This window comes from Streptomyces sp. DT190, from assembly GCF_049846985.1.
Taxonomy (GTDB): domain Bacteria; phylum Actinomycetota; class Actinomycetes; order Streptomycetales; family Streptomycetaceae; genus Streptomyces.
Map to the genome: position 1 here is coordinate 85,434 of NZ_JBNCNM010000026.1, position 23,470 is coordinate 108,903.

26 protein-coding genes and 3 pseudogenes are annotated in these 23,470 nt (G+C 69.4%); 14 read left to right on the forward strand and 15 right to left on the reverse strand.

Features of this window, described 5'->3' with window-relative positions:
* Nucleotides 1-135: 135 nt before the first annotated feature.
* On the forward strand, nucleotides 136-624 hold the full coding sequence (locus tag ACPXCS_RS33320) for a hypothetical protein (RefSeq protein ID WP_425950748.1): 489 nt from the start codon (nucleotides 136-138) through the stop codon (nucleotides 622-624).
* An 18-nt stretch (nucleotides 625-642) separates the two neighbouring features.
* Here the strand turns inward: ACPXCS_RS33320 and ACPXCS_RS33325 are convergent, their stop codons facing one another.
* From ACPXCS_RS33325 to ACPXCS_RS33335, 3 genes and pseudogenes are all read right to left on the reverse strand, one after another.
* Nucleotides 643-2,112: an SAVED domain-containing protein gene (locus ACPXCS_RS33325; RefSeq protein WP_425950747.1), complete on the reverse strand. Its 1,470-nt coding sequence runs from the start codon at nucleotides 2,110-2,112 to the stop codon at nucleotides 643-645.
* Between the two features lie 51 nt (nucleotides 2,113-2,163).
* A pseudogene (locus tag ACPXCS_RS33330) lies at nucleotides 2,164-2,442 on the reverse strand (hypothetical protein); the annotation flags it as partial.
* Nucleotides 2,443-2,748: 306 nt separating this feature from the next.
* Nucleotides 2,749-3,285 (reverse strand): dihydrofolate reductase family protein, encoded by a 537-nt coding sequence (locus tag ACPXCS_RS33335; protein WP_425950746.1) that lies wholly within the window; start codon nucleotides 3,283-3,285, stop codon nucleotides 2,749-2,751.
* A 45-nt stretch (nucleotides 3,286-3,330) separates the two neighbouring features.
* On the opposite strand from ACPXCS_RS33335, the gene ACPXCS_RS33340 reads away from it, so the two are divergent.
* The gene (locus ACPXCS_RS33340; RefSeq protein ID WP_425950745.1) at nucleotides 3,331-3,828 is read left to right on the forward strand and encodes a hypothetical protein; all 498 of its coding nucleotides are present in this window, start codon (nucleotides 3,331-3,333) and stop codon (nucleotides 3,826-3,828) included.
* 145 nt (nucleotides 3,829-3,973) lie between these two features.
* The gene (locus tag ACPXCS_RS33345; RefSeq protein ID WP_425950744.1) at nucleotides 3,974-4,489 is read left to right on the forward strand and encodes an AAA family ATPase; all 516 of its coding nucleotides are present in this window, start codon (nucleotides 3,974-3,976) and stop codon (nucleotides 4,487-4,489) included.
* On the opposite strand, the gene ACPXCS_RS33350 is transcribed toward ACPXCS_RS33345, so the two are convergent.
* The 4 genes from ACPXCS_RS33350 to ACPXCS_RS33365 form a co-directional block, all read right to left on the reverse strand.
* Nucleotides 4,467-5,915, reverse strand: coding sequence for an amidase family protein (locus ACPXCS_RS33350; protein WP_425950743.1), 1,449 nt, complete (start codon nucleotides 5,913-5,915; stop codon nucleotides 4,467-4,469). The genes ACPXCS_RS33345 and ACPXCS_RS33350 overlap by 23 nt on opposite strands.
* Nucleotides 5,912-7,120, reverse strand: coding sequence for an MAB_1171c family putative transporter (locus ACPXCS_RS33355; protein WP_425950742.1), 1,209 nt, complete (start codon nucleotides 7,118-7,120; stop codon nucleotides 5,912-5,914). The genes ACPXCS_RS33350 and ACPXCS_RS33355 overlap by 4 nt, the downstream gene beginning before the upstream one ends.
* The gene (locus ACPXCS_RS33360) at nucleotides 7,117-7,593 is read right to left on the reverse strand and encodes a hypothetical protein (protein WP_425950741.1); all 477 of its coding nucleotides are present in this window, start codon (nucleotides 7,591-7,593) and stop codon (nucleotides 7,117-7,119) included. The genes ACPXCS_RS33355 and ACPXCS_RS33360 overlap by 4 nt, the downstream gene beginning before the upstream one ends.
* 70 nt (nucleotides 7,594-7,663) lie before the next feature.
* Nucleotides 7,664-8,095 carry an XRE family transcriptional regulator gene (locus ACPXCS_RS33365; protein ID WP_229872814.1) on the reverse strand — a complete coding sequence of 144 codons (432 nt, stop codon included), beginning with the start codon at nucleotides 8,093-8,095 and terminating at the stop codon, nucleotides 7,664-7,666.
* A 746-nt stretch (nucleotides 8,096-8,841) separates the two neighbouring features.
* Here ACPXCS_RS33365 and ACPXCS_RS33370 point away from each other — a divergent pair.
* The 6 genes from ACPXCS_RS33370 to ACPXCS_RS33395 all read left to right on the forward strand — a co-directional run bounded on the left by ACPXCS_RS33370 (nucleotide 8,842) and on the right by ACPXCS_RS33395 (nucleotide 13,150).
* Nucleotides 8,842-8,988 carry a hypothetical protein gene (locus ACPXCS_RS33370; RefSeq protein WP_210964443.1) on the forward strand — a complete coding sequence of 49 codons (147 nt, stop codon included), beginning with the start codon at nucleotides 8,842-8,844 and terminating at the stop codon, nucleotides 8,986-8,988.
* Nucleotides 8,985-9,881 carry a helix-turn-helix domain-containing protein gene (locus ACPXCS_RS33375; protein ID WP_425950740.1) on the forward strand — a complete coding sequence of 299 codons (897 nt, stop codon included), beginning with the start codon at nucleotides 8,985-8,987 and terminating at the stop codon, nucleotides 9,879-9,881. Before ACPXCS_RS33370 ends, ACPXCS_RS33375 begins: the two co-directional genes overlap by 4 nt.
* Nucleotides 9,882-9,883: 2 nt before the next feature.
* Nucleotides 9,884-10,600 (forward strand): zinc finger domain-containing protein, encoded by a 717-nt coding sequence (locus ACPXCS_RS33380; protein WP_425950739.1) that lies wholly within the window; start codon nucleotides 9,884-9,886, stop codon nucleotides 10,598-10,600.
* A gap of 158 nt (nucleotides 10,601-10,758) precedes the next feature.
* Complete coding sequence (locus ACPXCS_RS33385; protein ID WP_425950738.1) at nucleotides 10,759-11,400, forward strand: WhiB family transcriptional regulator; 642 nt, start codon at nucleotides 10,759-10,761, stop codon at nucleotides 11,398-11,400.
* On the forward strand, nucleotides 11,397-12,962 hold the full coding sequence (locus tag ACPXCS_RS33390) for a hypothetical protein (protein WP_425950737.1): 1,566 nt from the start codon (nucleotides 11,397-11,399) through the stop codon (nucleotides 12,960-12,962). The genes ACPXCS_RS33385 and ACPXCS_RS33390 overlap by 4 nt, the downstream gene beginning before the upstream one ends.
* Nucleotides 12,959-13,150 carry a hypothetical protein gene (locus ACPXCS_RS33395; RefSeq protein WP_425950736.1) on the forward strand — a complete coding sequence of 64 codons (192 nt, stop codon included), beginning with the start codon at nucleotides 12,959-12,961 and terminating at the stop codon, nucleotides 13,148-13,150. The genes ACPXCS_RS33390 and ACPXCS_RS33395 overlap by 4 nt, the downstream gene beginning before the upstream one ends.
* Nucleotides 13,151-13,319: 169 nt before the next feature.
* On the opposite strand, the gene ACPXCS_RS33400 is transcribed toward ACPXCS_RS33395, so the two are convergent.
* Nucleotides 13,320-13,448, reverse strand: a complete 129-nt coding sequence (locus ACPXCS_RS33400; RefSeq protein WP_425950735.1) for a hypothetical protein — start codon at nucleotides 13,446-13,448, stop codon at nucleotides 13,320-13,322.
* Between the two features lie 20 nt (nucleotides 13,449-13,468).
* Between ACPXCS_RS33400 and ACPXCS_RS33405 the strand changes: the two genes are divergently transcribed.
* Both ACPXCS_RS33405 and ACPXCS_RS33410 read left to right on the forward strand, forming a co-directional pair.
* Nucleotides 13,469-14,095: a hypothetical protein gene (locus ACPXCS_RS33405; RefSeq protein WP_425950734.1), complete on the forward strand. Its 627-nt coding sequence runs from the start codon at nucleotides 13,469-13,471 to the stop codon at nucleotides 14,093-14,095.
* Nucleotides 14,092-15,831: a relaxase/mobilization nuclease domain-containing protein gene (locus ACPXCS_RS33410; protein WP_425950733.1), complete on the forward strand. Its 1,740-nt coding sequence runs from the start codon at nucleotides 14,092-14,094 to the stop codon at nucleotides 15,829-15,831. Before ACPXCS_RS33405 ends, ACPXCS_RS33410 begins: the two co-directional genes overlap by 4 nt.
* Nucleotides 15,832-15,955: 124 nt before the next feature.
* On the opposite strand, the gene ACPXCS_RS33415 is transcribed toward ACPXCS_RS33410, so the two are convergent.
* The gene (locus ACPXCS_RS33415; protein ID WP_425950732.1) at nucleotides 15,956-16,480 is read right to left on the reverse strand and encodes a hypothetical protein; all 525 of its coding nucleotides are present in this window, start codon (nucleotides 16,478-16,480) and stop codon (nucleotides 15,956-15,958) included.
* Nucleotides 16,481-16,584: 104 nt separating this feature from the next.
* On the opposite strand from ACPXCS_RS33415, the gene ACPXCS_RS33420 reads away from it, so the two are divergent.
* The gene (locus ACPXCS_RS33420) at nucleotides 16,585-17,073 is read left to right on the forward strand and encodes a hypothetical protein (protein ID WP_425971092.1); all 489 of its coding nucleotides are present in this window, start codon (nucleotides 16,585-16,587) and stop codon (nucleotides 17,071-17,073) included.
* A 79-nt stretch (nucleotides 17,074-17,152) separates the two neighbouring features.
* Nucleotides 17,153-17,829 (forward strand): annotated as a pseudogene (locus ACPXCS_RS33425) (hypothetical protein).
* A gap of 613 nt (nucleotides 17,830-18,442) precedes the next feature.
* Here ACPXCS_RS33425 and ACPXCS_RS33430 read toward each other — a convergent pair.
* The 5 genes and pseudogenes from ACPXCS_RS33430 to ACPXCS_RS33450 form a co-directional block, all read right to left on the reverse strand.
* Nucleotides 18,443-19,264 carry a DUF317 domain-containing protein gene (locus tag ACPXCS_RS33430; protein WP_425950730.1) on the reverse strand — a complete coding sequence of 274 codons (822 nt, stop codon included), beginning with the start codon at nucleotides 19,262-19,264 and terminating at the stop codon, nucleotides 18,443-18,445.
* Between the two features lie 15 nt (nucleotides 19,265-19,279).
* On the reverse strand, nucleotides 19,280-19,570 hold the full coding sequence (locus ACPXCS_RS33435; RefSeq protein WP_425950729.1) for a hypothetical protein: 291 nt from the start codon (nucleotides 19,568-19,570) through the stop codon (nucleotides 19,280-19,282).
* 109 nt (nucleotides 19,571-19,679) lie between these two features.
* Nucleotides 19,680-20,033 (reverse strand): DUF317 domain-containing protein, encoded by a 354-nt coding sequence (locus ACPXCS_RS33440; protein ID WP_425950728.1) that lies wholly within the window; start codon nucleotides 20,031-20,033, stop codon nucleotides 19,680-19,682.
* Nucleotides 20,034-20,360: 327 nt separating this feature from the next.
* Nucleotides 20,361-21,131 (reverse strand): annotated as a pseudogene (locus ACPXCS_RS33445) (transposase).
* A 7-nt stretch (nucleotides 21,132-21,138) separates the two neighbouring features.
* Nucleotides 21,139-21,621: a hypothetical protein gene (locus tag ACPXCS_RS33450; protein ID WP_425950727.1), complete on the reverse strand. Its 483-nt coding sequence runs from the start codon at nucleotides 21,619-21,621 to the stop codon at nucleotides 21,139-21,141.
* A gap of 6 nt (nucleotides 21,622-21,627) precedes the next feature.
* On the opposite strand from ACPXCS_RS33450, the gene ACPXCS_RS33455 reads away from it, so the two are divergent.
* Nucleotides 21,628-22,563, forward strand: a complete 936-nt coding sequence (locus tag ACPXCS_RS33455; protein ID WP_425950726.1) for a transposase family protein — start codon at nucleotides 21,628-21,630, stop codon at nucleotides 22,561-22,563.
* Nucleotides 22,564-22,748: 185 nt separating this feature from the next.
* On the opposite strand, the gene ACPXCS_RS33460 is transcribed toward ACPXCS_RS33455, so the two are convergent.
* Nucleotides 22,749-23,354, reverse strand: coding sequence for a lytic polysaccharide monooxygenase auxiliary activity family 9 protein (locus ACPXCS_RS33460; RefSeq protein ID WP_425950836.1), 606 nt, complete (start codon nucleotides 23,352-23,354; stop codon nucleotides 22,749-22,751).
* Between the last annotated feature and the right edge of the window lie 116 nt (nucleotides 23,355-23,470).

Genomic DNA, 23,470 nt, shown 5'->3' on the forward strand with positions numbered 1-23,470 from the left:
GCTGTCGCTGGCCGTGATGCATCTGTCGCAGCAGGCCGGGCGCTCCGTGTCCCTGGGGTCGATCTCGGGAGCTCCCTGCGGGCTGCGCTCGCTCGCCGGCAGCGCACGCGGGTCACCGAGCTCCTGGCGTCCCCCATGCACGGCCGTCCGCAGCTCGTGGAGGTATCCGCTGCGGCCGGACAGCAGCGTCACCGGATCGCGCTGATCGTACGTCTGGCGTCGGCCGGCTCCATGGTCGACGACGCCCGTTACGTGGCGGCAACCGGTCAGGTCGCCTACGGGCCAGAACACCACACCGGCTACCAGTTGCCGGGGCCGGTCCGTGCGAACGGTCCGTGCGGCGCCTACGTGGTCGTCGACACCGGCAACGCCTACCTGCCTGACGATTCCGCTCTCTATGCCGCGGTGACCACCTACGTGTCGGAGTGCTGGCAGACAGCACGGCAGGAGTGGGCGCAGCGTCTGGGCGGGACCACTGCGGTGGAGGGGCTGTTGTTCTTCCACGGCCCGTTGCCGGTCGCCGTCGCGCTGGGCTGGCTGACGGCCCGCGACCGCCTCACTCTGGTCCACCACGACCTACGCCTGGCGCGCGGCACGACGCCGCCTGCGGCGCCGGGGTCGTAACCAGGGCTTGCCGGGCCCTCATGCGTCGATGACAAAGGCCTTTTCGTACACCTGCTGGGCGTTGACGTCCTCGTACACGGTGGTGGGGCGCAGCCGGTTCCACCGGTTGCCCAGCAGCAGGGCCAGGCCGATGGGGGCAGCCTGAAAGAGGTGGATCGCGGGGTGAGCGCGGCAGGCACGGCGCAGCAGGTCCCGGATACCGACGGCCAGGGCGCTGGCCGTCGCTGCGTCCGGGATGGAGTTGTCCTTCGCCCCGCCGGGCGGGCGCAGGACCAGCAGCCGGGAGACGGGCACTTGATGCTCGCGCAGGAAGTCCAGCACGTCCTGTGTGGGGTCGGTGGCGACCGCAAGGGCTACGGCGAGATCCGGTCCGAAATAGAGCGCATGCTCGTCGACAGCTGGTGTCAGCGGGGTCTCGTACTGTGCGCTGGATGACCACAGCTGGTCACGTTGAGCCACGGCGAGGTCCGAGCCGGCCACCATGCGGAAGGCGGCGCCGACCACGAACGCGGGCGCCAGACGCAGGCTGCCGGTGACGGCAACGGTGGTGGTGCCCGGCGGCATCCGATACGGAGCGGCCTCGATGTCCGCCTGCAGCTGCGCCCAGGTTGCCGGGGCCAGCGGGCGCCGCTTCACGTATTGTGAGGCTCCCTCGAAGCGGTCCACCCAGTCCAATGCGTAGTCGGCGTCCTCGGCCATGGGATCCGGTTTCAGGGTGGCGATGGACAGCACCGGACGCGATGAGCCGGCTTCCAGGTGCAGAACCCGGATGGCTTCCCTGATGTCCGCCAGGGACAACCGGCGCTGCCCGTCGGCGACTTGGCGGGCCACCCAGTCGGCGCCGGAGTGCATGGCCTCCTCGCTGAACCACAGTCCTGCGGCGAACATCAGCATCTGCAAGTGCTCGTGCAGGTGCATCACGTCGCGTGCAAGGTCAAAGCGCAGCACCTTCAGCAGGTCCAGCAGCCTCTCCTCGGTCAGCCCTGCGGCGTCGGCCCAACGCCTGCGCGCCTGTCCCTTCTTCGACCGCGAGCCCTGCTGCGCCGCTTTCGGGAGCAGGAGCTGGGTGCGGGAATCCCGCAGTGAGACCAGCGGGTCTTCGGCGTCCGGGGACCGGTTGCTCAGCAACGCAAGGTCGACCTGAGTGCCGCCCTTGGTGAGTTGCTGCCAGGCCTGCGCCATCTTCTGCAGGATCGAGGGGCCGCCGCGATCGCTGAGCTTGAGAAGGTAGTCCTCGTTGACCGGAGTGGAGCTGTCCGCGGCGTACTTGACCTGTATGTAGGTGTGCGGTGGCATCTGCCGGTACAGGACGACGTCATCCAGGTTCCCCGCATCGTCGACCTCGACTCCGACCGCCACCACCGGGTTGGGCGCGCGCAGCGCCGCATCTCTCATCGCGGCGACACACGCCTGCCACGCAGCCAGCCACTGGTAGCGGTCACCAGCGATGCGGACACCCGTCGAGCTCGGGGCAGGCAGGTCAGACACTGATACGATCTCCCAGGCGTAGGGGCGCCACAATCGCGGCCATCGGCAAGCTCATCGGATCATCGCCGCATGCAGCGTCGAGCCGGAAGCCCTACAGAGCACAGAGCCGACGGTCATGACGATGCGCGGGCCGCGACCGGTCCCACGTTCCGGTCGCGGCCCGCGCGCGCAGATGCCCACGGTCTCCGGAAGGGTCAGTTCCACGCGGTCGGCGGACTCGAGGTCGCCGGAGATCGCCGCGGCGACGGAGCGGACCTGCTCGTATCCGGTCATCGCCAGGAACATCGGGGCGCGACCATAGGACTTCATGCCGACGACACCCTGTTCGGGAGTCTGCGGCGGCGTCGGCTTGTTCGACACCCCCAACGCCGCTCAGGCCGACAGTGGCGGCTGCTAAGCACCCGCGCCGCAGCCCGTCCCAGCTCGGCGCCCCGCCGCGGTCGGGGCGGCTGCCGAGCAGGTCCCGGCGGGCGGCTGCTGCGGCTCGTGACCGACCTGGAGTGGGTGAGCTCGCGGTGGCCGTGGGGGTAGACGGTGCCGCAGGAGTGCTGGTTGGGATCGATCAGCGGAGCCAGGGCGACGGGTGCCTGGAGGCGCTCGTCGAGGCCCAGGCGCAGCTCCTAGTTGCGACCGTGCCTACTTGCGCACGTGGAAGCGCAGCATGGTGACTCCGCCCGACTGGACGTTGCTGAACGGTTCCAGATCGATCCGGTCGAGGCCCGGCGGCGCGAAGCGGACGCCGTCGCCGAGCAGCACCGGCAGCACGTACACCAGGATCTCGTCGACGAGGCCGCGCTGCAGGCTCTGTGCGGCCACGTCGGCGCCGAGGATCTCCAGGTTCTTGTCGCCGGCGGCGTGGCGTGCCGTGGCCACGGCTTCCTCGATGTCGCAGGTGAGGAAGGTGACGTTGGGGTCCGGCTCGTCGGGCGGGCGGTGGGTGAGGACGAACTGCGCCCCGCCGTCGTAGTCGGTGTTCTCGTCGGACATGCGCTTGCCGACCTCGTACGTGCCCCGGCCGATGAGCATGGCGCCCGTGGCCGCCATGACCTCCGGGAACGTCGCCGATGTCATGTGCTCGAAGATCCAGTCCATCGTGTGGCCGGGACCGGCGATGAACCCATCGAGGGACATCACCCTGTTCACGACCACTTTGCCGGTGCTCGCATCTGTCATGCGTCTTCTCCAAGCAGGTGGAGGGCCGGATCGCATCATAGGTCGGTGAGCAACATCTTCTCCGGCGGTAGCCACGACCTGGACCTGTCCAATGGCGCCGCCGCGGTGTTCATCGACGTGCTGATGCTGGCCGTGTCCGATCTCGCCTCCGAGGACTGGGACTTCCGCTTCGCGGCGCTGCTGACCCTGCAGGACCAGAACGTCATGGGGCGCGGTGCCGTCGGGTTCGACCTGGCGGAGTTCGACTGGGGTGCGACGGAGCGGGAACGCGCCCGCGCGAAGGACTTCGTGCTGCGTGCCACAGCACTCGCGGCAAGCGGACATCGCTGGAGCGAGCTGGGCTACCACCCGCCCCGCGTGCATGACTACCTGCACCGCTTCACGACCATGGTGGAGTCCTGCACCCCGCCCGCCGACAGCAGCGCCGCACGCGGCTTCCCCGGCCTGGACGAGGCCGCGATGGCCTCGTGCGTGCGCCACCGCGTCCTCAGCGCGCTCCCGCTCTGGGACGGCTGCTTCCTCTGCAATCGGCCGCACTACTAGCCCGGCTCGATTCCACATAAGGCGGGCTCTGCCTGCGGATTTCCCGCCCTGGGAGACGGTTTACGAGTTCTTCTGGCGGTGGAACCGGGCCGGGGTCCTCACCGACGCCCCCACCGGTACGAGCACCACGAGGGAGCACGACATCGTGAGCGCGTCGACCGCCGTTCTGCTCATCGGGATCACCGGCTCCGGCAAGACGCACCTTGCACAGGCCCTCTCCGCGAGGGGCGTTGTCCGTCTCAGCGTTGACGAGGAGGTTCACCGCCTCCACGGCCGGTACGGCGTCGACTACCCCGAGCACGAATATTTCGAGCGCGAGGCACCCGCGGTCGAAATCGCACGAGCGCAGCTTACAGAGCTGCTGCGCGCCGGCCGGTCCATCGTCCTCGACCACGGCCTCTGGCGTCGTTCCGATCGCGACGAGTGGAAGAAGACCGTCCGGGCCGTGGGAGGACGCCCACTGCTCGTCTACCTGCCAGCGTCCAAGGAGGCCCTCCTGCGGCGCCTCGCCGCACGCAACCAGCGTCGAGACGCCAATGCCTTGACCCTCACTCCCGAAGCCTTGGACGACTTCTTCGCTCGGTTCGAACCGCCTACCGCCGATGAAGACGCAGTCAGCTACAACGGTGACGTAGAGGTCATCCGCTCCATGGTGCGATGACGCCCTCGGCCGCCCCTCCGAGCAGAGGCGCGATGTGCTCGGCCATCACGAGCAGGGTCCGGTCCGAGTAGGCCGGTCCTACGAACTGCACACCGATCGGGAGGCCGTCGACGCCGTGCGCAATAGGCATGATCAGGCTGGGCAGACCGACGTGGCTGGTGAGGTTGGCCCAGCCGGTCTGGTCGAAGAAGCTCCGTTCGACGCCGTCGACCGTGAGAGAACGGCTCCCGGCCGGGATCGCCGCGGTGGGAGCGGCGGGCGTAATGAGGACGTCGTACTGACCGTCGGCGAAGAACCGGTGCCACGTCTGCTGTAGCCGGAGGCGCTCCTCGTTGGCGCGGAGCCAGGCGCGGTGTGTCTGCGTGCGGTGGCGGAGGATGGCGGCCCGTGGGCTCAGGTCGTCCGTGTGCAGGTCACGGGCGGCGGCGAGTTCGGCCGCGCCGGCGGCATCGTCGGTGGCGGCCGTCGTGGTGGCATGGAGGAGCTGCTCGAAGAGACGGAGGGATTCGGCGAAGCCGACCGACCCCGCAGTGCGGTGGACACTGGCGCCGGCGGAGGCGAGTGTCCCTTCGAGGGCGGCGACAGCATCGGCGATGTTGCGGTCAACGGGGCAGCTCGCGTCGTCGGCCCACACCGCCACGCGGAGCTGGCCGATCGGGCGCTGCGCAGTGGGCAGCGTGACGCTCCAGGGGTTGCTCTCGTCGGGTGACGGTGTCGTCAGTGCGGCGAGGAGCAGGTCGAGGTCGCGGGGGTGACGGGCCAGAGGGCCGGGAGTGACCATGTCGCTGCTGGTGATCCATCCCGGCGGGCGGGGGATGTGGCCGCGGGCTGGGACGAGTCCATGAGTGGGGCGCAGGCCGTAGACGCCGCAGTAGTGGGCGGGGAGCCGCAGGGAGCCGGCGAGGTCGCTGCCGAGGTCGGCGGGGGTCAGGTGTGCGGCGACTGCTGCGGCGGGGCCTCCGGAGGAGCCGCCGGTGGTGTGCTTGGGGTCGTGCGGGTTGAGCGTGGGGCCGAACAGGGCGTTGTCGGTGTGCAGGTCCTGGCAGTACGCCGGAGTGTTGGTCTTGCCCATGATGACGGCACCTTGGTGGCGGAGCCGGGCGACCGCGTCGGCGTCGCGTGTGGGGACGTGGTCGGCGAGGTCTTCGGCGCCGCTGGTAGTGCGCAGGCCGGCCGTCTCGAAGCTGTCCTTAATCGTGAGAGGAAGGCCGTTGAGGACGCCGGTGCTCTCGTTGCGGGCGCGGCGTTCGTCGGCTGCGTACGCGGCGGCTCGGGCCGCGCCGTCGTCTCGCGTGACGACGGCGTTGATCTGGCTGGCGTCTATCTGGGCGAGATGCAGGTCGAGCAGTTCGCGGCTGGAGATCTCGCCGCAGTCCAGGGCCTGGAGCTGGACGCAGGCGGGCTGGTGGGTGAGGTCGGTCGTCATGCGGAGACTCGCTCAAGGTGGGGGGCTCGTGCGGGCTGGCGGGGCAGGTGGCGCGCGACGTCGAGGAGAGCGTCGATGTCGTCCATGGGCCCGCTGGTCTGGCGTTCGGAGTCGGCGAACTCGGTGAGCTGGTCGGGCGCCAGCCGGGTGCCTTCAGCCCGGGCGGCGATTCCGGCGAGGATCTGGTCCGCCGTGACGGCCGCGGACAGATCCTTTCCGTGAAGCCCTCGAGCCCGGTGACGGGCTTCGCTGGCCTCGCGGACGGCGGCATCGAGGTACTGGCGGATCACGAACCGGCCGTCTCGGATCTCGACTGCTCGGCGGTAGAGCCGGATCGAGATGCGGCGGAAGTGGCGCCTCTGGGCCGGGTCAACCCTGTCGATCGGCAGCTCGATCTCGGGTGCCTCGCTGTAGAAGGCCAGCCACAGGGGGCGCAGGCCGTAGTAGCTGCGGTACTGCTTGATCCGGTACCGGACGCTCTGGGCCTGGTCGCTGATGGTGGGCACGAGCCAGCCGATCAGCGTGAGCATGGCGCCGACATCGCCGCAGGTCCAGGCAAAGCCCTCCCAATCCGCGAGGGAGGTGTCGAAGGCGCCGGCGATCACGTTGCCAATGCGGACGGCGCTGTATCCGAGGGTGACGGTCGCGCCGAGGGTGACGATGCACAGGCCGACCCGGACGGACCCGCGAGTGCTGCGGCGGGCCAGGCGCCAGCAGGCGCGGGCGAGGAAGACCTCGCCGATGGTGTAGGCCGTGACGTACAGAGTGAGGTACGCGGCGTACCAGTCGTCGTGCGCGTAGTAGAGCGTGAAGTCGATTGGGTGCGGCGCGTTGGGCGTCAGCAGGGCGAACAGCACCAGGAGCCCTGCGATCACCGCGAAGCCGACCCCGAGCCACCGGCGACTCCGGCGGCGGGCGATCTCTGGTGGGGACCCCCAGTAGGTGAGGACCACTTGCTGGCAGGCCAGGAGCGCGACCACGCAGCCCTGCGCGAGGGGCACGGAGAGGTTGACGGTGCCGAGCACGCGGTCGAGGTAGTTCCACATCGGCGTGATGGAGAACAGGAACGACAACCCTGACAGAAGGAAGACGGCGGCCAGCGCGGTGGAGGCGGGGTCCCGGCGTCGGGTCGGCACGTCCCGTAGCAGGCAGAGGAAGCCGAGCGCGGCGACGGCAAGGCTGATCGGATGGAGCAGGTCCTTCACGTCCGGGCCTCCCGTCGGCGCAGCAGTGTGTGCATCACCCGATCCTGCACTTCGTCACCGGAGGACTCGTCGCTGCGCAGCCACCGGTCGATGATCCGGCGCTGGAGCAGCGATGCGAGGAGTTCGGTGTCTCGCTCCTCGTCCTCGTCGTACTTGGTGCGCCCCAGCATCAGCTGCACGGTGGCCGGGTCCACGCTGGTGATGAAGGCCGGAGCCAGCGCGGAGACCGGTCGGTTCTCGTGGTGGCCGAGCAGTAGGTGGCTGAACTCGTGGGCGATGATGTGGTCCTGGTGCAGGACGCTGGTCCACGGGTCGTAGAAAACGTGGACGGCACTCTCTGTAACGGCACATGCCCCGCACACCGAGGGCGCCTGCTCCCGGGGCTCTAGGACCACCGTCCGTCCCGTGCGGCGAGAGACCTCGTCGCTGAGGTCGCGGATATTGGTGACGTGCGGGAGCTTCAACTCGGCCAAGAGGTCAGGCCGGCGCAGCCTACGTGCAGACCACATTGCTTTCCTTGATCATTTACTGAACTGCGGCCGTTTACGCGCCAGTTGAGGGCGGCAACCCCTCGGATTTTCGCACGCTCTCAACGACCCCCAGGACGGCATCCTTTCCGTCTGCGGAGACGTCGGATAGGCGAAGAAGAACGTTCTTGACCTTCGCATCGCGAAGCAGCGCGAGCAACTCAAGTTCCTGCACGGTCTTTTCGGCGACAGCATCGTCGAACCAATAGGCGGGATCCACGCCGAAGAACCCTGCGAGCGCTTCGAGATGACGCTTCGTCGGGTTGTCGCGCTGCCCGGTCCGCAAGAGCCACAGGTACTGCCCCGACAGCTTGCCCAGCCCACGCTTCTCCATCAGTTCGGCCACTTCAGCGTTGCTGTAAGGGCCGCGATCGGGCGGGTGCACAGTGTCGAACAGGCGGTTTAGGCGATCCATGAGCCCCTTGGGGCTCACCTGACCTTCGGCCACTCTTTCATGATCCTTTCCAGGGCGGGCTTCCTCGCAACTTCAGCCACCCTACCCCGCCATAAACACCAGTTTGACGCGCCGATCACACGTATGGAAAGTTCTTCCCCACCAGCACGTTTCCGTGTGGCGCGTACCGCCTGTTTCAGGCCGACCTGTCCGTTTCTGCCGACAGGAGTACGCCGGGCGACGTGGCGCAAGCCACATTCACCCAGCGACATAAGTCACGTCTGGCAGGCCGTATTTGATCTTCGATCGGAAAGCGCGGAGGCGACCGTGGAAACACCTCACCCACATCGCATTTCCGCTGCGGGGAATAGCAGACTCCCGCTCCAATTCGGACACAATGGCACGCTCTCGGCGTACGGGGCAACCGCGGCAACGGTGCGCTTCGACGCGAGGACGGACCCCGCCAGGCCCTGTGCGGACGGCTGCGGCACACGACTGTTCGGCAACTCTCTGCAACCAGTACAGAGTTTAAGAACCAAGTCTGGATCTTGACACCGGTCCGTGCGTATGTTCGTCGTCCCCGGGCAGCCCGCCTGCGGCGACGAACGTGAGGAGACCGCGAGCACGGACCGGACCGCGAAGGTCCGCAAACAGCGACGGCGCCCGAGAGCGGTAACTCACGGACGCCGAACGCTAAGCGGCATACCCGCCCCGGCAAGGGCGGAGATTGCCCACCATCACCACGCTGAGTCCTTCCGAGGGGCGCGTCAGCGTGGCAACACTGCAAAGGGGAGTATCGCATGCCTCCTGCCCTGCGCAAAAGGCCCTTCCGCCTGGCCTGCGCGGCAGCCACCACCGCCTCGGCGCCTCAGCGCCCCGAGCCGGACCGCACCACCCTGGCCCCGGCGAGCAGCCGGACCCGCCCGCTCGTCTGGAGCGGCCGATGAGCAGCGAAGCCCGCGAGTGGGTGTGGGAGCACAGCTCCAGCCGAGGGGCCGCGCGCCTGGTCCTGCTGTCGATCGCCGACCGGGTGGCCGACGAGCAGTGCATCTCCTGGGCCTCGCTGTCCAGCCTGGCCAAGCGCACCCGCGCCTCGGTCTCCACGGTGCGCGAAGCCGTCGAGCGCCTGCTCCTGGCCGGCGAGCTGGAACTGCTCGATGACCTCGTCGGCCCGCAGCGCAGCACGGTCTACCGGATGCCTCTCGCCGCCGAAGCGGTCGCCCAGACCCAGCAGGAGCAGGAGCAGGAGGACAGCGACACGGCGGCGGCAGACGAGCCCGTCGGCCCCGCGAAGCTCCGGCTCTCGGCTCTGCGGCGGTACGGAATCCGCCCGCGTGAAGTGCCGGAATCCCCCGCGAGGGTCCGGAATCCGGCAGTACCGGAAACCGGCAGGTCGAGGCGGAAACCGGCACAGCGACGTACCGGCCACCGGCACAGCGATGTACCGGCTACCGGCACACAGAACCGTAGTGAACCTGATTTGAACCGGAGGTACAGCAGTAGTGGTGCTGCCCTCCTCCCGGCTGCCGAGTGGCAGGTCGACTCCGCCACCCACACCTGGGCCCGCCAGCAGGGACACCTCGATCGCCTCGGCGAGCAGGGCCTGCGGGCCGCCGACGCGAAGTGGCGTGCACACCGGGCGGGCCATGGTCCGAGGGCGGCGGAAGCCTGGGCTGCCGACTGGCGCTCCTGGGTCGCCCGGGAGCACGCTCCCAGCCGAACGAATCTCTACGCCGTGCCCGGCAAGAACACCGCCGTACCGGGGGGCATGACGCGGACGGAGGCCCACACCGCCGCCCTGCTTGCCGCCCTCGGCGAGCCGACCGGAACGGAGGGCTGACCGTGGACCGCCGCGAAATCGCAGCCCTGCTGGCCTACATCGGCCGACTCGACCCCCGCACCATCCGCACCGACCAAGGCGAGGCGCGCGACCAACTCGCCCAGTGGCACGAGCTGCTGGGCGACGTGCCGATGGCCACCCCGCACGGCTGGGACGTCCGCGTCGCCGCCCGCCAGCACATCCGCACCTCGCCGTACCAGATCCTGCCCGCGGACGTGGCCCGCCCCTGGGAGAGCTACCGGCGCGACCGCCTGGCGAGGCACTCCGATCCCACGCCGTCCGTCGACCCGGACGACCAGGCCGCCTGGACCGCAGAGCTGGCCGGCACCCGCCGCGCCGTCGCCGCCGGCACCGCCCAGCCCGCGCAGGCCCGAGCAATCACGAGCGGTCGTAACGGAGTCGACCCGAAGCTGGAGGCGCGGCTGCGGGAGATCGGCTCCTGCATACCGCCCGCCGCCCGAGCAGCCCTCGCGCCCTACCGACCCGCCCGCGCAGCCCGTGACGCCGCTGTCGCGCAGGGGCTGCCCGATGCCCTGAGCATGCGGTGCGAGTGGTGCCTGGCCCAGCCCGGCGAACCATGCCGCCGCCGAAGGATCGGCCCCGACGGCGGAGCCCGCGGAATCGCCCCGCGCGTCACCCCGCACCCCGGCCGCCTCGACCTCGCCACCGCCCAGCAAGCCCAGCACACCGAGCAGGCCCAGCAGCCCGCCCTGGCCTGACCGGCGCACCCGGCGCGTGCACCCCCGTCCGCTGCACCGCCACCCGACACGTCCCGCACCGGCTGCGACGCACGCCCCGCGTCGCAGCCGGCACCCGACGCCGCACCCGCTGAGCACCGCCCTAGCGGGCCGCCGCGGCAGCACATCGGAGACCCGCCTTGCGCCACATCACCAATCACGACGCGCCGGCCACCGGCCTGCGCGGCATCGCAGACACCAGCTGGCACGCCCGCGCAGCGTGCCACGGCATGGACGTCGAAGACGCCGACGCCGTGTTCTTCCCCGGGCCCCGGGACCACGAGGAGATCGCGGAGGCGAAGGAGCTGTGCGGGTGGTGCCCCGTACGCCGCGAGTGCCTGGACTTCGCCCTGGAGAACGTCCTCAAGGAGGGCGTCTGGGGCGGCCTCACCGAAGCCGAGCGGCGCCCGCTGCACGACGGACTGCACCAGCGCCTGGACTACCGGCGCGTGACCGCCTTCTTCCAGGGACGCGACGTGCACCTGACCGAGGCCGAGCGGCAGGTCGTCATCGACCACGCCTACGTCCGGGGCTGGCAGCCCGACCGGCTCGCCGCCGCCCTGCAGATCAGCCACAAGCACGCCCGAGACCTGCTCCGGCAAGCCGCCAACAAGGTCCTCGACCGCGACCGTAACTACGGCGTACCCGGCCCCAAGAAGAAGCGGAAGAAGACCTCCAAGACCAAGGGCACCCCCGCGCCCGCAGCTCCCGGCAGGCAGCAGCCGGCAGGCCGCCCGGCAGCGTCGCCCCCGACGCACGCCCCTTTCGGAAAGGCAGCATGACCCACCCCGTCCTCGCCTTCGGTGCTACTTCGGACCTCCCTCTCCTCCTCGCCGCCGTCGTGCCCGCCACCCTCGCGCTCGTGCTGACCGCCTGGACCATCCGGCGCCGGGGATCTCGCTCGCAGAAACGTCTCGGCGGCCCGGCGGTCAAGGTCGCCGCCGTCGCCGCCCTCGGCTGCACCGCTTACAGCGCCGACACCTCGTGGCGGTTCGCCGCCGACTACCTCGACATGGCCGGCGCCGCCGAGCGCGCCGGCATGTTCGCCGCCGCCGAACTCGCCCTGTTCGCCACCGCGCTGATGGCACGGCAGAACCTCGCCGTCCAGGGCGCCCCCGGCCTGCCGGGCACGCTGGTCTGGGTGATCACCACGGTGCAGGTGATCCCCGCCTACGCAGAGAGCGGCCCCATCGGCGGCACGGTCCGCGCCTTCGTCGGACCAGTCATGGCGGCGATGCTGTGGCACCTGGCCATGGGCATCGAACTGCGCCTGCGCACGCCCGGCGCCGCCTCAAGGGGACTGATCGCGGTCCTGGGCCGGGAGGCACGCGAGCGTCTCCTGTCCCGCCTCGGCATCGCCGCGCGAGACCGCGACGCCGCACAGATCACCCGGGACCGGGCCACCGCCCGTGCGGTCACCCTCGCCGCCCGCCTCGCCGAGCGCACACCCGAGCAGCAGCGGAGCCGTCGAGGCCGGCGGCTGACCCGACGCCTGTCGAAGGCGGTCGGCAGGGCTTCGGTCGGCACCGACCCGCTCCAGCGAGCACAGCTGCTCGACCAGCTCGCCGCCCGGCGACACGCGCTCGGGCTCGCCACGGTCCCGCTCCCTTCTCCCTGGTCCCCGGCGCACAGCAGCGCATCGGCGGCCACGGTCCCCGCACAGCCGACATCGAATGTGCCGGTCCCCGCCCCCGGTCCCGACGGTTCCGACGAGCCGGTCCCGGACCGTGGACCGATGGATCCTCGGGGACCGGTCCCCGAGGAGGCGGACCCTGAAGCCAAGGTCGGCGCGGGGACCGCCGATCCAGAAGCCGCAGCGCGGGACACAGCGGCCACGAGGACCGACCGCAACGCGCGAGAAGTAGCAGCTCAGGACCCAGATTCTCATCGGGGACCGAGCCTCGCGAAGTCGGGGACCGAGAGCACCCAGGACCGAGAACCGACCGCCACCGAGTCCGGGACCGAGACCACCCAGGACCGAGAACCGACCGCCACCGAGTCCGGGACCGAGACCACCCAGGACCGAGGACACAAGGTCCCACTCCGTCAGAAGCCGGCCAGGAAGTCCCGGACGAAGACCAAGGAGAAGCGTGCCCAGTCCCGCTCTCCGCAGACTGCGCGCCCGGCACGCGAGCTGGGCGAGTCCGAGCGCCAGCTTGTCCACGAGGTACGCCCCCATGTTCCCGCCCTGCTCGAACGGGACGGCAACGGAGCGATCACCCGGGTGCAGCTGCGCGAAATCATCCGCCGCCAGGGCCTGACGGGTGTGGGGAACGACCGACTCGGCCTCGTCCTCCAGGAGCTGCGGAACGAGGACATCACGACGAGGAGCACCGCCCGATGAAGACCTGCCACCAGTTCGACACCGTCCGCGCGGAGTACGAGCGAGAGATCGGATTCATGCTCGCTCACTCTGAGCGGCACGCGGGCAGGCCGGCGGCGAAGTCCAGCGCGAAGCAAGCTACCTCGGCGAAACAGCGGATGGCCCGCGCGCTCAACAGCCACGTCGGGCGCTGCCCCGAGTGCGGCTGAACCGGCAAAACCCCAGTTCAAAACCCGTACCTGTAAAGGTGGCTCGGCTCCACGCCGGGCCACCGCCCCGCTTAGGAGGTACGCCGTGATTCCGCGTCCACCCCGTTCTTCCGAGCCCACCACCGCCGAGGCCGATGCCTGGGCGGACGTCTTGGTCCGCAGGCAACTCCTACACGCCGTCGTCCTCACGCCGACCGGGCAGTGGCTCGTCCAGGACCGCCCCGACGGACCGGTCGGCGTCCTTGCCAGCCCAGCCGATGTCCTCGCGCTGGCCGCAACCATCCAGCAGCGCACCCACTCCACGAGGCCCGAATCCCGATGACGAACGCACGCAAGAACGGCACCACCCCGGAACCTGATCCCGACTCCAACTCGTTCGCGCGGCGAGCAAGTTGGGGCGGAAGCGTAGCTTCCGCCGAACCCGCCCCCTCGGGGGCGGGAGAGGACCTGCACCGGGGGGCGCAGGTCCTTGAGGCTTCGACCGGGGGCGGATCGAAGCCAAGGCAGGAGGAGAAGCAGACTGAACCGCGTGTACGCCGACAGCGCGCTCCTCGCGCCCGCCAGCGTCCGCGCCAGTCGCCCGAGAAGAAGCGCCTACACCAGCCCAACACACGTTTCAATGATGATGAGTTCGCCCTGATCAAGTCCGCCGCCGCCCAGTGCAATCTGTCCGTCGCCGGGTTCCTCGCCCGCTCCGCCATCGCCGCCGCCCGCGACCTCAACCGCACCAGCGCCGAGATCGCCGACGAACGCGAAGTCATCACAGCCCTGTTCGACAGCCGACGCCGGCTCGGCTGGGCCGGCAGCAATCTCAACCAGGCAGTCAAGGCGCTCAACTCCGGTGCAGACGTTCCTCAGCTCGAAGCGGCCGTCGCCGCCGTACGGCGTGCCGCCGACACCGCCCACGAAGCCGCCACACGGCTGATCGAGCACCACGGCTCATGATCCCCAGCGTCAACCCGTCCGGGTCAGACACCAGAGGTCTCCTCTACTACCTCTATGAGACCGGCAAGTACGAGGACCACACCGACCCCCATCTCGTCGCCTCCTTCGACGGCATGTCCCCCGACCCCGGCCGCGACCCGAACGCCACCCTCAAGGACCTCCAACAGCTCCTCGACCAACCCGTGATGGCCCTCGCTAAGCACGCCCGCCCGGCCAAGCACGTGTGGCACACCTCCGTACGCGCCGACCCCGGCGACCGGATCCTGTCCGATGAGGAGTGGGCCGGCATCGCCCGCCGCATCGTCGCCGCCACCGGTATCGACCCCGGCGACGGACAGCCCGGCTGCCGCTGGGCCGCCGTACGCCACGCCGACGACCACATCCATATCGTCGCCACCCTCGTAACCGAGGACGGTCACCGCCCCGACGACTTCCGCTCCGGCGCCCGCGCCCAGGCAGAAGCCCGGCTCATCGAGAAGGAACTCGGCCTACGCCAGGTCGCACCCGGAGACGGCACCGCAGCCCAACGACCCACCAGCGCCGAACGCCACAAAGCCAAGCGGCAGGGTCGCCAGAGCACCGCCCGCGAGGAACTGCGCGAAACCGTACGACGGGCGGTGGCCGGCGCGAGGAGCGACGAGGAGTTCTTCGACCGGCTCGCCGCCGCCGGCCTCCTGATCCGCAAGCGTGCCGCTCCCTCTGGCGATCTGCTCGGATACAAGGTCGCCCTGCCCGATGACCTGAACAAGGACGGCGAGCCGGTGTTCTACCCCGGCGCGCGCCTGGCCCCCGACCTGTCGCTGCCCCGCATCCGCGAGCGCTGGGCCGGTGACGCGCAGGACGTTCCGGCTGCCCGGCAGGAGGATGCGATCCGTACGGGGCCGGGCAGTCCGGCCGCCGCACGCCGCGGGACGGCCTCGGCCGTGTGGCAGGCCGTGCTCGTCGTCGAGCACGGCGAGGACGCGGTCGCCGCCGCCCACATCGCAGCAGCTGGCGAGGTCCTGGATGCCCTCGCGAATACCTCCGCCGCCCACACCCGCCGCGAACTGCGCGACGCTGCAACGGCTTTCGAACGGGCCTCGCGCTCTCACGTCCGCGCCGTGCGCGGGCACGATCGAGCCCTGCGGCATGCCGCCCGCGACCTTGTCCAGGGCGGCCCGGCCCTCGGCCGCGGCGAGGACGGCGCCACTACGGCTATGGCGATCGACATGCTTTTCTTCCTCATCACCGCCGCCGCGCACTGGCACGCCAGGAAGGGACACGCCCAGCAGGCCGAGGCCGCTACCCGGGCCGCCGCGCACCTGCGCGCCGCCTATCAGGCCGCCGCCGCCCAGCCCCTAGGCGTGCTCTACCAGCGTGGCCGGCGTCTGAGCCGGCCGATGCTCCAGCGGCAGACCGTGCTGCTGCGCGAGTCGCTGCCGGAGCTGGCCGAGCAGATCCTCGCCGAGCCCGGCTGGTACGCCCTGGCGGCGACCATCGCGGAAGCCGAAGCCGCCGGCCACGACGCGGCCGTCCTTCTGTCCGACGTTGCCGGCCGCCGCGAACTCGGCACCGCGGACTCCGTCAGCGATGTGCTCGTGTGGCGGCTGCGGCGCATAGCAGACCTGCCCGCCGATGCCGCTGGCGTGCCCCGGAGCCGCGTCACAATAAGCCCATCCGAGGCCGCCCGGCCAGCACCCCGGTCCACCTCGCCTAAGAACCCACGAGACGGGGCAGCATCGGGTAACACACTGTGAGTGGTGGCCATCGTCGAGAGCAGGATGCTGCCGCCTGCGGATCGTAACCCGCTTGCCTCGCGGGACATCCCAGTCGTAGCGGACGTACGAGAAAGGCGTCTCTAACGCAAACGGTAGGGCCGGATTACCGGAGGGAAGCGTCTCCTTGGATGTGGCCGGCCTTCTCGGTCAGTGCGTCGAGTCGCTGATACAGCCTCGTCGCCTCCGGAAACCCGTTCCCTCCCCGAGCCATCGTGCTCGTGAGCACTCTACTCAGTGCCTTCATGTCGGCCACCACACTCTGGGCAACGGCAGTTACGTCGGATGCTCCCTCCACCGCCATGTCCAGGCTCTTCCTCTCAAGGTGCTGAATCCCGTTCATGAAGCGCTCTCTGGCTTCCCATCGCTCCTCGTCAGTTACCGACGTATCTGTGCAGCCGCGCAACGCGAACGCACCCATTTCATCCGCTAGGGCGCGAGCCGGATGCAGAAAGGCGTGGTAGACATCGCGTCGCACCTGTTGAAGCCACAGTTCGCAGGTGCTCGATGCCTGCTTGTCCGCCTGGTACGTAGCCCCTTTGACGGCTATGCGCGCCGCGCCCCAGCCTCCGACGGCACCAAGGGCTGCCGCGCCGATCGCCCCGACGAGTCCGACTACCGCAGCGTCCATGTCACGTCCCCATCTCGAAAGATCCCGCTGTTGAGGCTAGTGACCTCGCGCAACGTAACTGTGAACTTCGTGAATTGAAACCGCCGCGGGCGTGGGGCACGATCATGAAGCGCGCAGGACGAGGTGACGAGGTAGAGGAGGACGCCAGGGTGTTTCACCGGATACGCCGCAGGGCCAAGGAGCCGAGCGAAGCTCAGAGGCAGTTCGCTGAGCTGTACGCGCAGCTGCAGGGCCAGGTCCCGCCCGGCTTCGGAGTGCCGGCGCCTGAGCCGGAGTCCGCCGAGCCAGCCGCCATCGTGGACGACCTGCTCCCGCCGGAACTGCGGGTGCCGAGCCACGACCAGGTCGAAGGCAAGATGATGCCGTGGAAGCAGCCCCTCGTCCTCAACGGCGAGATGGCCGCCTGCACCGAGTGCGGCGCATACCGGGATTGGCTCATCCTCTCCACCCGCGGTGGGATCTGGCTGCGCTGCAGGGCCGGACACCAGCAGCAGGAGACCCGCATCGACACCGCCTGGTACAACCGGCACTCCGGGCCGGCGGACGCGACGCACGCCACGTTCGAGGACTGCCTGCGCCACCTCGGGCACTGACCACCACTCCTACGACCCCACCGGGCCCGCGGGCCCGCACTGACCACCCGTCGCCTATCACCAAGGGGTCAGTTCCGTCATGCGCGTTCGCGTCGCCACCACCGCACTCGGCATCACCGCCGCCCTCCTCGCCGTGCCCGCCTGCTCCACCGACACCACCGGGTCCAAGCGCCAGACCCCCTCCTCCCGTACGGGAAAGCCGGCCGACGCCGTCCAGAAGCCGGCCGCGCTCGAGTCCCGCCTGCTCGACCCGCGCGACCTCGGCAGCGGCTACCTTCCCAAGCCGGAGCGTCCAGCCCAGCACGACGACGTCACCGTCATCGGCTGCCCGGCCCTGAGCGAGCTGGGCGGCGACGCGGCGACTGGCGGCACGCTCGCCTTCCCGCACAAGGCGAAGGCGGACTTCACCTACGGCGGCAGCTCCTCGGAGATCTCCGAGGAGCTGTACAGCGACAGCGCGAAGAAGCTGTCCGACGGCATCGACCGGATCTTCGACGCCATGACAGGCTGCCGACCTATCTGGTCGTCGCGGGTGGCACCCCAGTCGACGTGACCTCGCAGAAGCTGCCCGCACCCCACGTCGGCGGTGACGAGCAGTGGAGCCAGCTCCTGACGTTCATCGCCGGGGGACGGAGCACCGTGGTCAAGCAGACCGCGATCCGCGACGGCAACCTGCTGCTGGTCGTCTCCGGCTCCCCGGCCCTCGTCGACCGCCACCTCGACAAGGCCCTCGACAAGGCCACGGAAACGAGCTGACTTGCGTGCACGTCACGCTGCTGCCTCCGACCACCGCAGGTCGGGGGCAGCAGTGCGTTACTGGCTGACGCCTTGAGCGGCGCGAGCGGCTTGGCCTGGTACCCAGGCTCGGACCTGGCCGGGCAGGACGTAGAGCACGTTCGGGTTATGACTATGAGGCCCATAGCCGCTGGAGGCGTTCACGAGCAGGTACGCGCCTGCGGGAACGTGCCAGTTCCAGACCAGGCGTCCTGCTGCCGCCCGGTGTCGCACCAAATCGCGACAGCTATAAAGCCACGGCGGCCGTGCTGGTAGACCCGCGTCACCTGTAGGAGTTGCCCCTGCCCGGAGCTTCGGTGCTGCTGAAATGCCTGCCACTGCGCCGCGAAGGCAGCCGTGCGCTTGCGGCGTGAACGGACCGACAACGCGCTCGTCACGGCGACGATGAGAGCGATGACCATAAAGGCGCCGGGACTGGGGTGCCTTGCCGCATCCTGCATCGTTCCATCAACGGGCGGCAGTTCTTCCTGGGCGTCGAGGACCGACCGGCCACTTCACCCGAGAAGCAAGAAAGTCCGGCACCCCCAACTGGGAGGGTGCCGGACTGCGATCGTCGAGAGTTGTACGCGGAACGTTAGATGGCCGGCGCGCGCAGGAGGCGCTCCTGGGTGGCCTCGGGCAGTACCCGCCGCAGAACCGGTGCGGTCGAGCTGAGGGAGGCGGCGAAGGCGGCGACGAGATCGTGCGGGACGCTGGCGGCGAACGATGCCGCCCACAGACACGGTGCGCCGAGCGCGGGCTCGGCCCACGCCTGCCATCCGGCCGGTCCCGTCTCGTCGTCCTCGGCGGACAGGGCCCGCGGGTCAGCGTCCTGGATGAGGGGCGGGACCTCGCCGAGGCTGATGTGCGAGGTGAACGTCGGGTCCGTCGCCGCCGCCTCGGGTTGGTCGATGTCGCGGAACCATCCGTGGGCGGCGACAGCGTCAAGGACCAGCTCGGATCCGGCGAGCGGCACGGCAGGCTGGTCGCTTGCGTCGAGCGCGACGAGGAAGTCGACCACCGCCTCGCCGGGGACGTCACGGGTGAAGTAGGCCGACCACTGGGCGAGCGGGCTGCTCGCCTCGGCTCGGGCGGAGATCTGCCAGGCGATCGGCAGCTCGCCCAGGTGAAACGGCTCGTCCGCCAGGCCCCACTGGGCCCAGCGCAAGGCGTCGGGGCTGATGTGCAGGACGGTGCTGCGCAGGACCTGGCGGTCCTCCGGCGCCTCGTCCGGCTCGTGCCGTCCGCGGACGATCGTTAGGCTCGCCCAACCCAGGCCGGCGAGCGCATCGGCGACGACGTCGTAGAGGCGTCCATCGTCACCGGCCAGGTGCCGGGGGCCGACCCAGAACGCGGGTTGGCCGCCGCGCGGGGTGGACGAGTCGGGCGGCAAGTCGGGGTACAGGGGCGCCTCCAAGGGCTCGGTGCGGATCTAGTTGCCGCCGGCGCGGCGGCGGGGGCGGCGCGGGGGCGCCTGGACGGGGCCCTGCCACGTCAGCTCGATGGCGACCTCCGGCGGAAGGTGGCCGAGCTGTGCGTCCGGGTCCGGTCCTTCGGCGAGGTAGACGACGGTCAGGCCGGTCTCGTCGACCGACTGCAGGACCTGCGCCAAGCGGTGCGCCATCGGGGCGAAGGGGTTCATGGCCTGGCGGACCGGAGCACTCCGGTCGCAGCCGGACAACAGGTCGATGAGATCGCCGACGGTCATCTCCGGGGACGTCACGGACAACCTCCTGGGGGTGCGGGGAAAGCAGGGCAGTGGAACGGGACGGGCCGGCCTTCGGTACGGCCAGCGCTCACAGGGCGGGCACTACGTGTCGGTGTCCGCGCTGTCAGAGGCAGCGTGAGGTCTCCAGCACGCGCGCTACGGTCGCGGCGACGATGTCGGCCGGCGTCTCGGTATCGAACGACAGGTGGTAGCCGCGGACCTTGGCGGTGCCGGTGACGGCAATCTTCCATCCCTCGCCGTCCGTGCCGGGGCGGCCGAGCGGGAACCATCCGAGGTAGAACCGGCCGTCCTTGGAGCTGACGTGCACGTCCGCGCGATCATCGACGATCAGGTGGAAGTCCTCGGCGGAGAACTGGTCCATGACCAGGGTCGGCTCACCGGGGCCGAGCTGCCACTCCCGCGGTCGCAGGGCTTCGACGGTGGTGGAGAAACCGGGGCCCGCAGGGGCTACGGTCACGGGCAATCACCTCTCTGACCTGGGGTTTCTTGCAAGGTCGTCTACGTTGACATGCCCTCGCGCCCGTTGGCCAGTCTTTCCGCGATCTTTCCTGTCTGCCCCCGGCGAACTGTGTCCTTCGTCATCCAATCGAGGCGTTTGACAGCGAACCCAGTCGCTGCAGCCTTTCTGACGGTGAATCTACTCGGAGAGGTAATCACGTTGGGGGGACGGATGCCGGTGGTGGAGAGTGCTGCCCCGTACCTCGAGGTGCCATGTCGTGTGGACGGCTAAGCCTTGTCCCGTGAATGATCTACGACGTGCTGGCTGACAAGCTCGCCTTCCCGGTCACCTGGCGAGGGCGAGGTTGTGCAGGTGGGCGATGCCCAGCATGGCGTGGTGGGCACCGTCGCCCTTGAGGCGGCAGTCGCGCAGGATCCTTCCAGGTCTTCATGCGGGCGAAGACGTGCTCGACGAGACAGCGGACCTTGCGGTGAGAGGCGTTGTGTTCCTCTTTCCAGGCCGGTAGTTCGCTCTGGCCTTTCTCTCGACGGTGTGGGATGACCAGCCCGGTGCCTCGGTAGCCGCCGTCCGCGATGACGGTGGTCGTACCGACGGCGGCTTTCGCCCCGGACAGTTCCCATGCCTTGCAGTCATCGCGGTTGCCGGGTAGCGGTCGGCCGACGGCGACGACCAGGCGGGTGTCAGCGTCGATGACGACCTGGTGGTTGGTCGAGTATCGGTAGTTTTCTACTGCTCGGCGATGGTGTGATCGTGAGTGGGCACCAGGGTGCCGTCCACGATCAGCACAGTGTCCTTGCGGAACCGCTTGCGCTGCTGGAGCGCGAGCGAGGGGCCGAGGTGGTCGATGATGCGATCGGCAGCCGACTTCGATACTCCGAGCAGCGGTGCCAGTTGCCGCAGCGTGAGGTTGGTGCGCCAGTACGCAGCGACCAGCAGGACCCGGTCCTCCAGCGGCAGGCTCCACGGTCGGCCCTTACGAACGGGGTCCGCGCCCTCGCGTCGTGACGCCGTGATCAGCTTGCCGAACTGTCGCGGGCTCAGTGCGCTGAACGGGGCTATCCAGGACGGCCCGGACGCCGTGATCACACCAGTCACTACATGATCATTCCACCGCTTCAGGTGCTCCCTGCTCAAGCGCGAGGCGGTAGCGTTCAACCTGCTCGGCCACCTGCTCCATGAACCAGCGCATGATCTCGTAGAGGATGACGTGCTCGTCGTGGCTGTGGATCGGGACGGTGGGCTCCAGGCTCGGGTCCTCGTCGGGTATCACCGCCACCAAGAAGCCAGCTCCAGGCAGGTGGGCCTCAGCGTTGGGAATCTCAGCCCATGCGGCCGGCGCCGCGACGGCCTCGCTCAGTTCCACGCACCAGGCGTCGTCCGACAAGGCGTAGTGGAACTGGATGGCGTAGTGGCTGCCTGCATGAACGCGCAGCTCTGTCCGCAGGCTGCCACAGCTGCCACGTCGGAGTCTCGCGAGTATCCGCTCAGAACCTGGTGTCGCCGCTCCACCGACCATTTGCGGGACAACTCTTACGAGCTCGTGCATGGTTGGCGGTGAGACGTCGAGCTCTTGATCGTTGATCATGGTCGCGTGGTGGGGAACTCGACTCGTGCACTGGTCATCAGCAACCGGCGGATCACGGGCCTGACGGCCGATGTGATCGCTGAACTCGTCGCCGAGGTCGGCCCGTTGTGGCATCAACGCCACCAGACCAGGCTTGCCTCCCGGCAGCGGAAGCGGGCCATAGGCGCCGGCGCGAAGCATCGGCTGGTGTTCGTCGACCGGCTGTTGGCCACTCTCGTCCATCTCCGTCACGGAGCCACCCACGACGTGCTGGCCTGCTGGTTTGGCGTGGACCGCTCGACCATCACCCGGGCCGTCAACGAGGTGCGGCCCCTGCTCGCCGAGCGAGGGTGCACCATCAGCCCGGACGTACGGCTGCGGACTCTGACCGAAGTCATCGACCATCTCGGCGGGACCGGAAAGACCGGCATCATCGACGGCACCGAGATCCGGGTCCGGCGTCCGGCCCAAGGGCGCAAGGACCGGGACAAGTTCATCTCCGGGAAGAACAAGCAGAACCCCGTCAAGTCCATGGTGGTCACGGACGGCGAAGGACGCGTGCTGTGGTGCAGCCCGACCAAGCCCGGGAGGTGCGCGGACATCACCCACGCACGCCAGTTGGGGCTGGTCGGGATCCTGGCCGGTGGACCTGCGGTCGAGATCCTCGCCGATGCCGGTTACCAGGGGCTCGGCGCGCAGACCGGCGGACGTGTAGTGACGCCACCGCACCGCAAGTTCAAGAAGAACGCCCCGGACTGGTACGAGGAGATGTACGAGCGCCAGCGCAAGGAGCATTCCTCGCGCCGTATCCGGGTCGAGCACGGCATTGCACATCTTAAAAACTGGCGGGCACTGGCCCGCCACCTCGGCCGCCGCGAGCATATGAGCGACACGGTGCAAGCCATCGCCGGCCTGCTGTCCCACCAGCAGACCGCAGACCTGACATCGGCTCAGCAGATGTGAACTCCGGGCCCCACCGAAGTCCTCGACGTCTCACCGCCAACCATGCACGAGCTCGTTAGGAGCGGAGGAAGCCCCGTCGGGGCAAGGTGACCAAATGGGTCCCCTGGCCCGACGGAGCTCGGTCAGCCGGACGGCGGGTTACCGGCGCCCGGCAGGGGCCGGTGCCGTGTGCGGCGCTCCCCGGCTCAGCCGAAGTTCACGTCGCTGCACCACATGTAGGCCTGGTCGAGGTGCGAGGCCTGCCAGATCACGAACACGATGTGGTGTCCGGTGTAGCCGGAGGTCTGGACGGGGAACGTGATGTCCTTCGCCGGGGCGAAGCGGCCGGTCTGCGTGATGAAGTCGAGGTTGCCCCAGCCCAGGGTCTGGGCCTTGGGGTTGAAGCCCTGCTTGCTCACGTAGACCTTGAAGTAGTCGGCACCGTGGGACGCCTGGTCGTACAGGTGGACCGAGAAGTTGTTGCCGACGGTGGTGGTCTTCCACTGCCCGGGCTTGTCCAGGCTGGCGTTCCTCGAGAGGTTGTTGCTGCAGAGCGTCCCGTCGGGGGTCCGCGCCTGGAACTGGCCACCGAGGCCGTCGCGGAGCGCGCTCATCCAGTTCCACATGGTGTCGGCGTTGGCCTGGAAGGCCTGCCAACACATGGGGTCTTCGGTCTGCATGGCCGGGTTCGTGTGGTTGCTGCCCCACGTCTTCCAGCACTGGTACGCGCGGGAGGCGGGGCCGACGACGGTGCCGTGAGCCTGGGCGGGGGCCGACCAGGTGAGTGCGCCGACAACCACGGCGAACAGCATGACGAGCGCCTGGAGAGGCCGGCGGAGGGACGACCGCGAACGCCCGGCTAACGGACTCTGTTTGGGCATGTGGGGGGACTCCTTCCAGTTGCAAGGCTGTCATGGGAGCGCTCCCA

Coding starts and splice junctions, on each gene's coding strand:
- ACPXCS_RS33335 (WP_425950746.1), bottom strand. CDS start 3,285: ATGACAGATGCGAGCACCGGCAAAGTGGTCGTGAACAGGGTGATGTCC.
- ACPXCS_RS33420 (WP_425971092.1), top strand. CDS start 16,585: ATGAAGCGCGCAGGACGAGGTGACGAGGTAGAGGAGGACGCCAGGGTG.
- ACPXCS_RS33390 (WP_425950737.1), top strand. CDS start 11,397: ATGACCCACCCCGTCCTCGCCTTCGGTGCTACTTCGGACCTCCCTCTC.
- ACPXCS_RS33350 (WP_425950743.1), bottom strand. CDS start 5,915: ATGACGACCGACCTCACCCACCAGCCCGCCTGCGTCCAGCTCCAGGCC.
- ACPXCS_RS33415 (WP_425950732.1), bottom strand. CDS start 16,480: ATGGACGCTGCGGTAGTCGGACTCGTCGGGGCGATCGGCGCGGCAGCC.
- ACPXCS_RS33405 (WP_425950734.1), top strand. CDS start 13,469: ATGACGAACGCACGCAAGAACGGCACCACCCCGGAACCTGATCCCGAC.
- ACPXCS_RS33370 (WP_210964443.1), top strand. CDS start 8,842: ATGCCTCCTGCCCTGCGCAAAAGGCCCTTCCGCCTGGCCTGCGCGGCA.
- ACPXCS_RS33375 (WP_425950740.1), top strand. CDS start 8,985: ATGAGCAGCGAAGCCCGCGAGTGGGTGTGGGAGCACAGCTCCAGCCGA.
- ACPXCS_RS33450 (WP_425950727.1), bottom strand. CDS start 21,621: ATGATCAACGATCAAGAGCTCGACGTCTCACCGCCAACCATGCACGAG.
- ACPXCS_RS33410 (WP_425950733.1), top strand. CDS start 14,092: ATGATCCCCAGCGTCAACCCGTCCGGGTCAGACACCAGAGGTCTCCTC.
- ACPXCS_RS33395 (WP_425950736.1), top strand. CDS start 12,959: ATGAAGACCTGCCACCAGTTCGACACCGTCCGCGCGGAGTACGAGCGA.
- ACPXCS_RS33320 (WP_425950748.1), top strand. CDS start 136: ATGCACGGCCGTCCGCAGCTCGTGGAGGTATCCGCTGCGGCCGGACAG.
- ACPXCS_RS33460 (WP_425950836.1), bottom strand. CDS start 23,354: ATGCTGTTCGCCGTGGTTGTCGGCGCACTCACCTGGTCGGCCCCCGCC.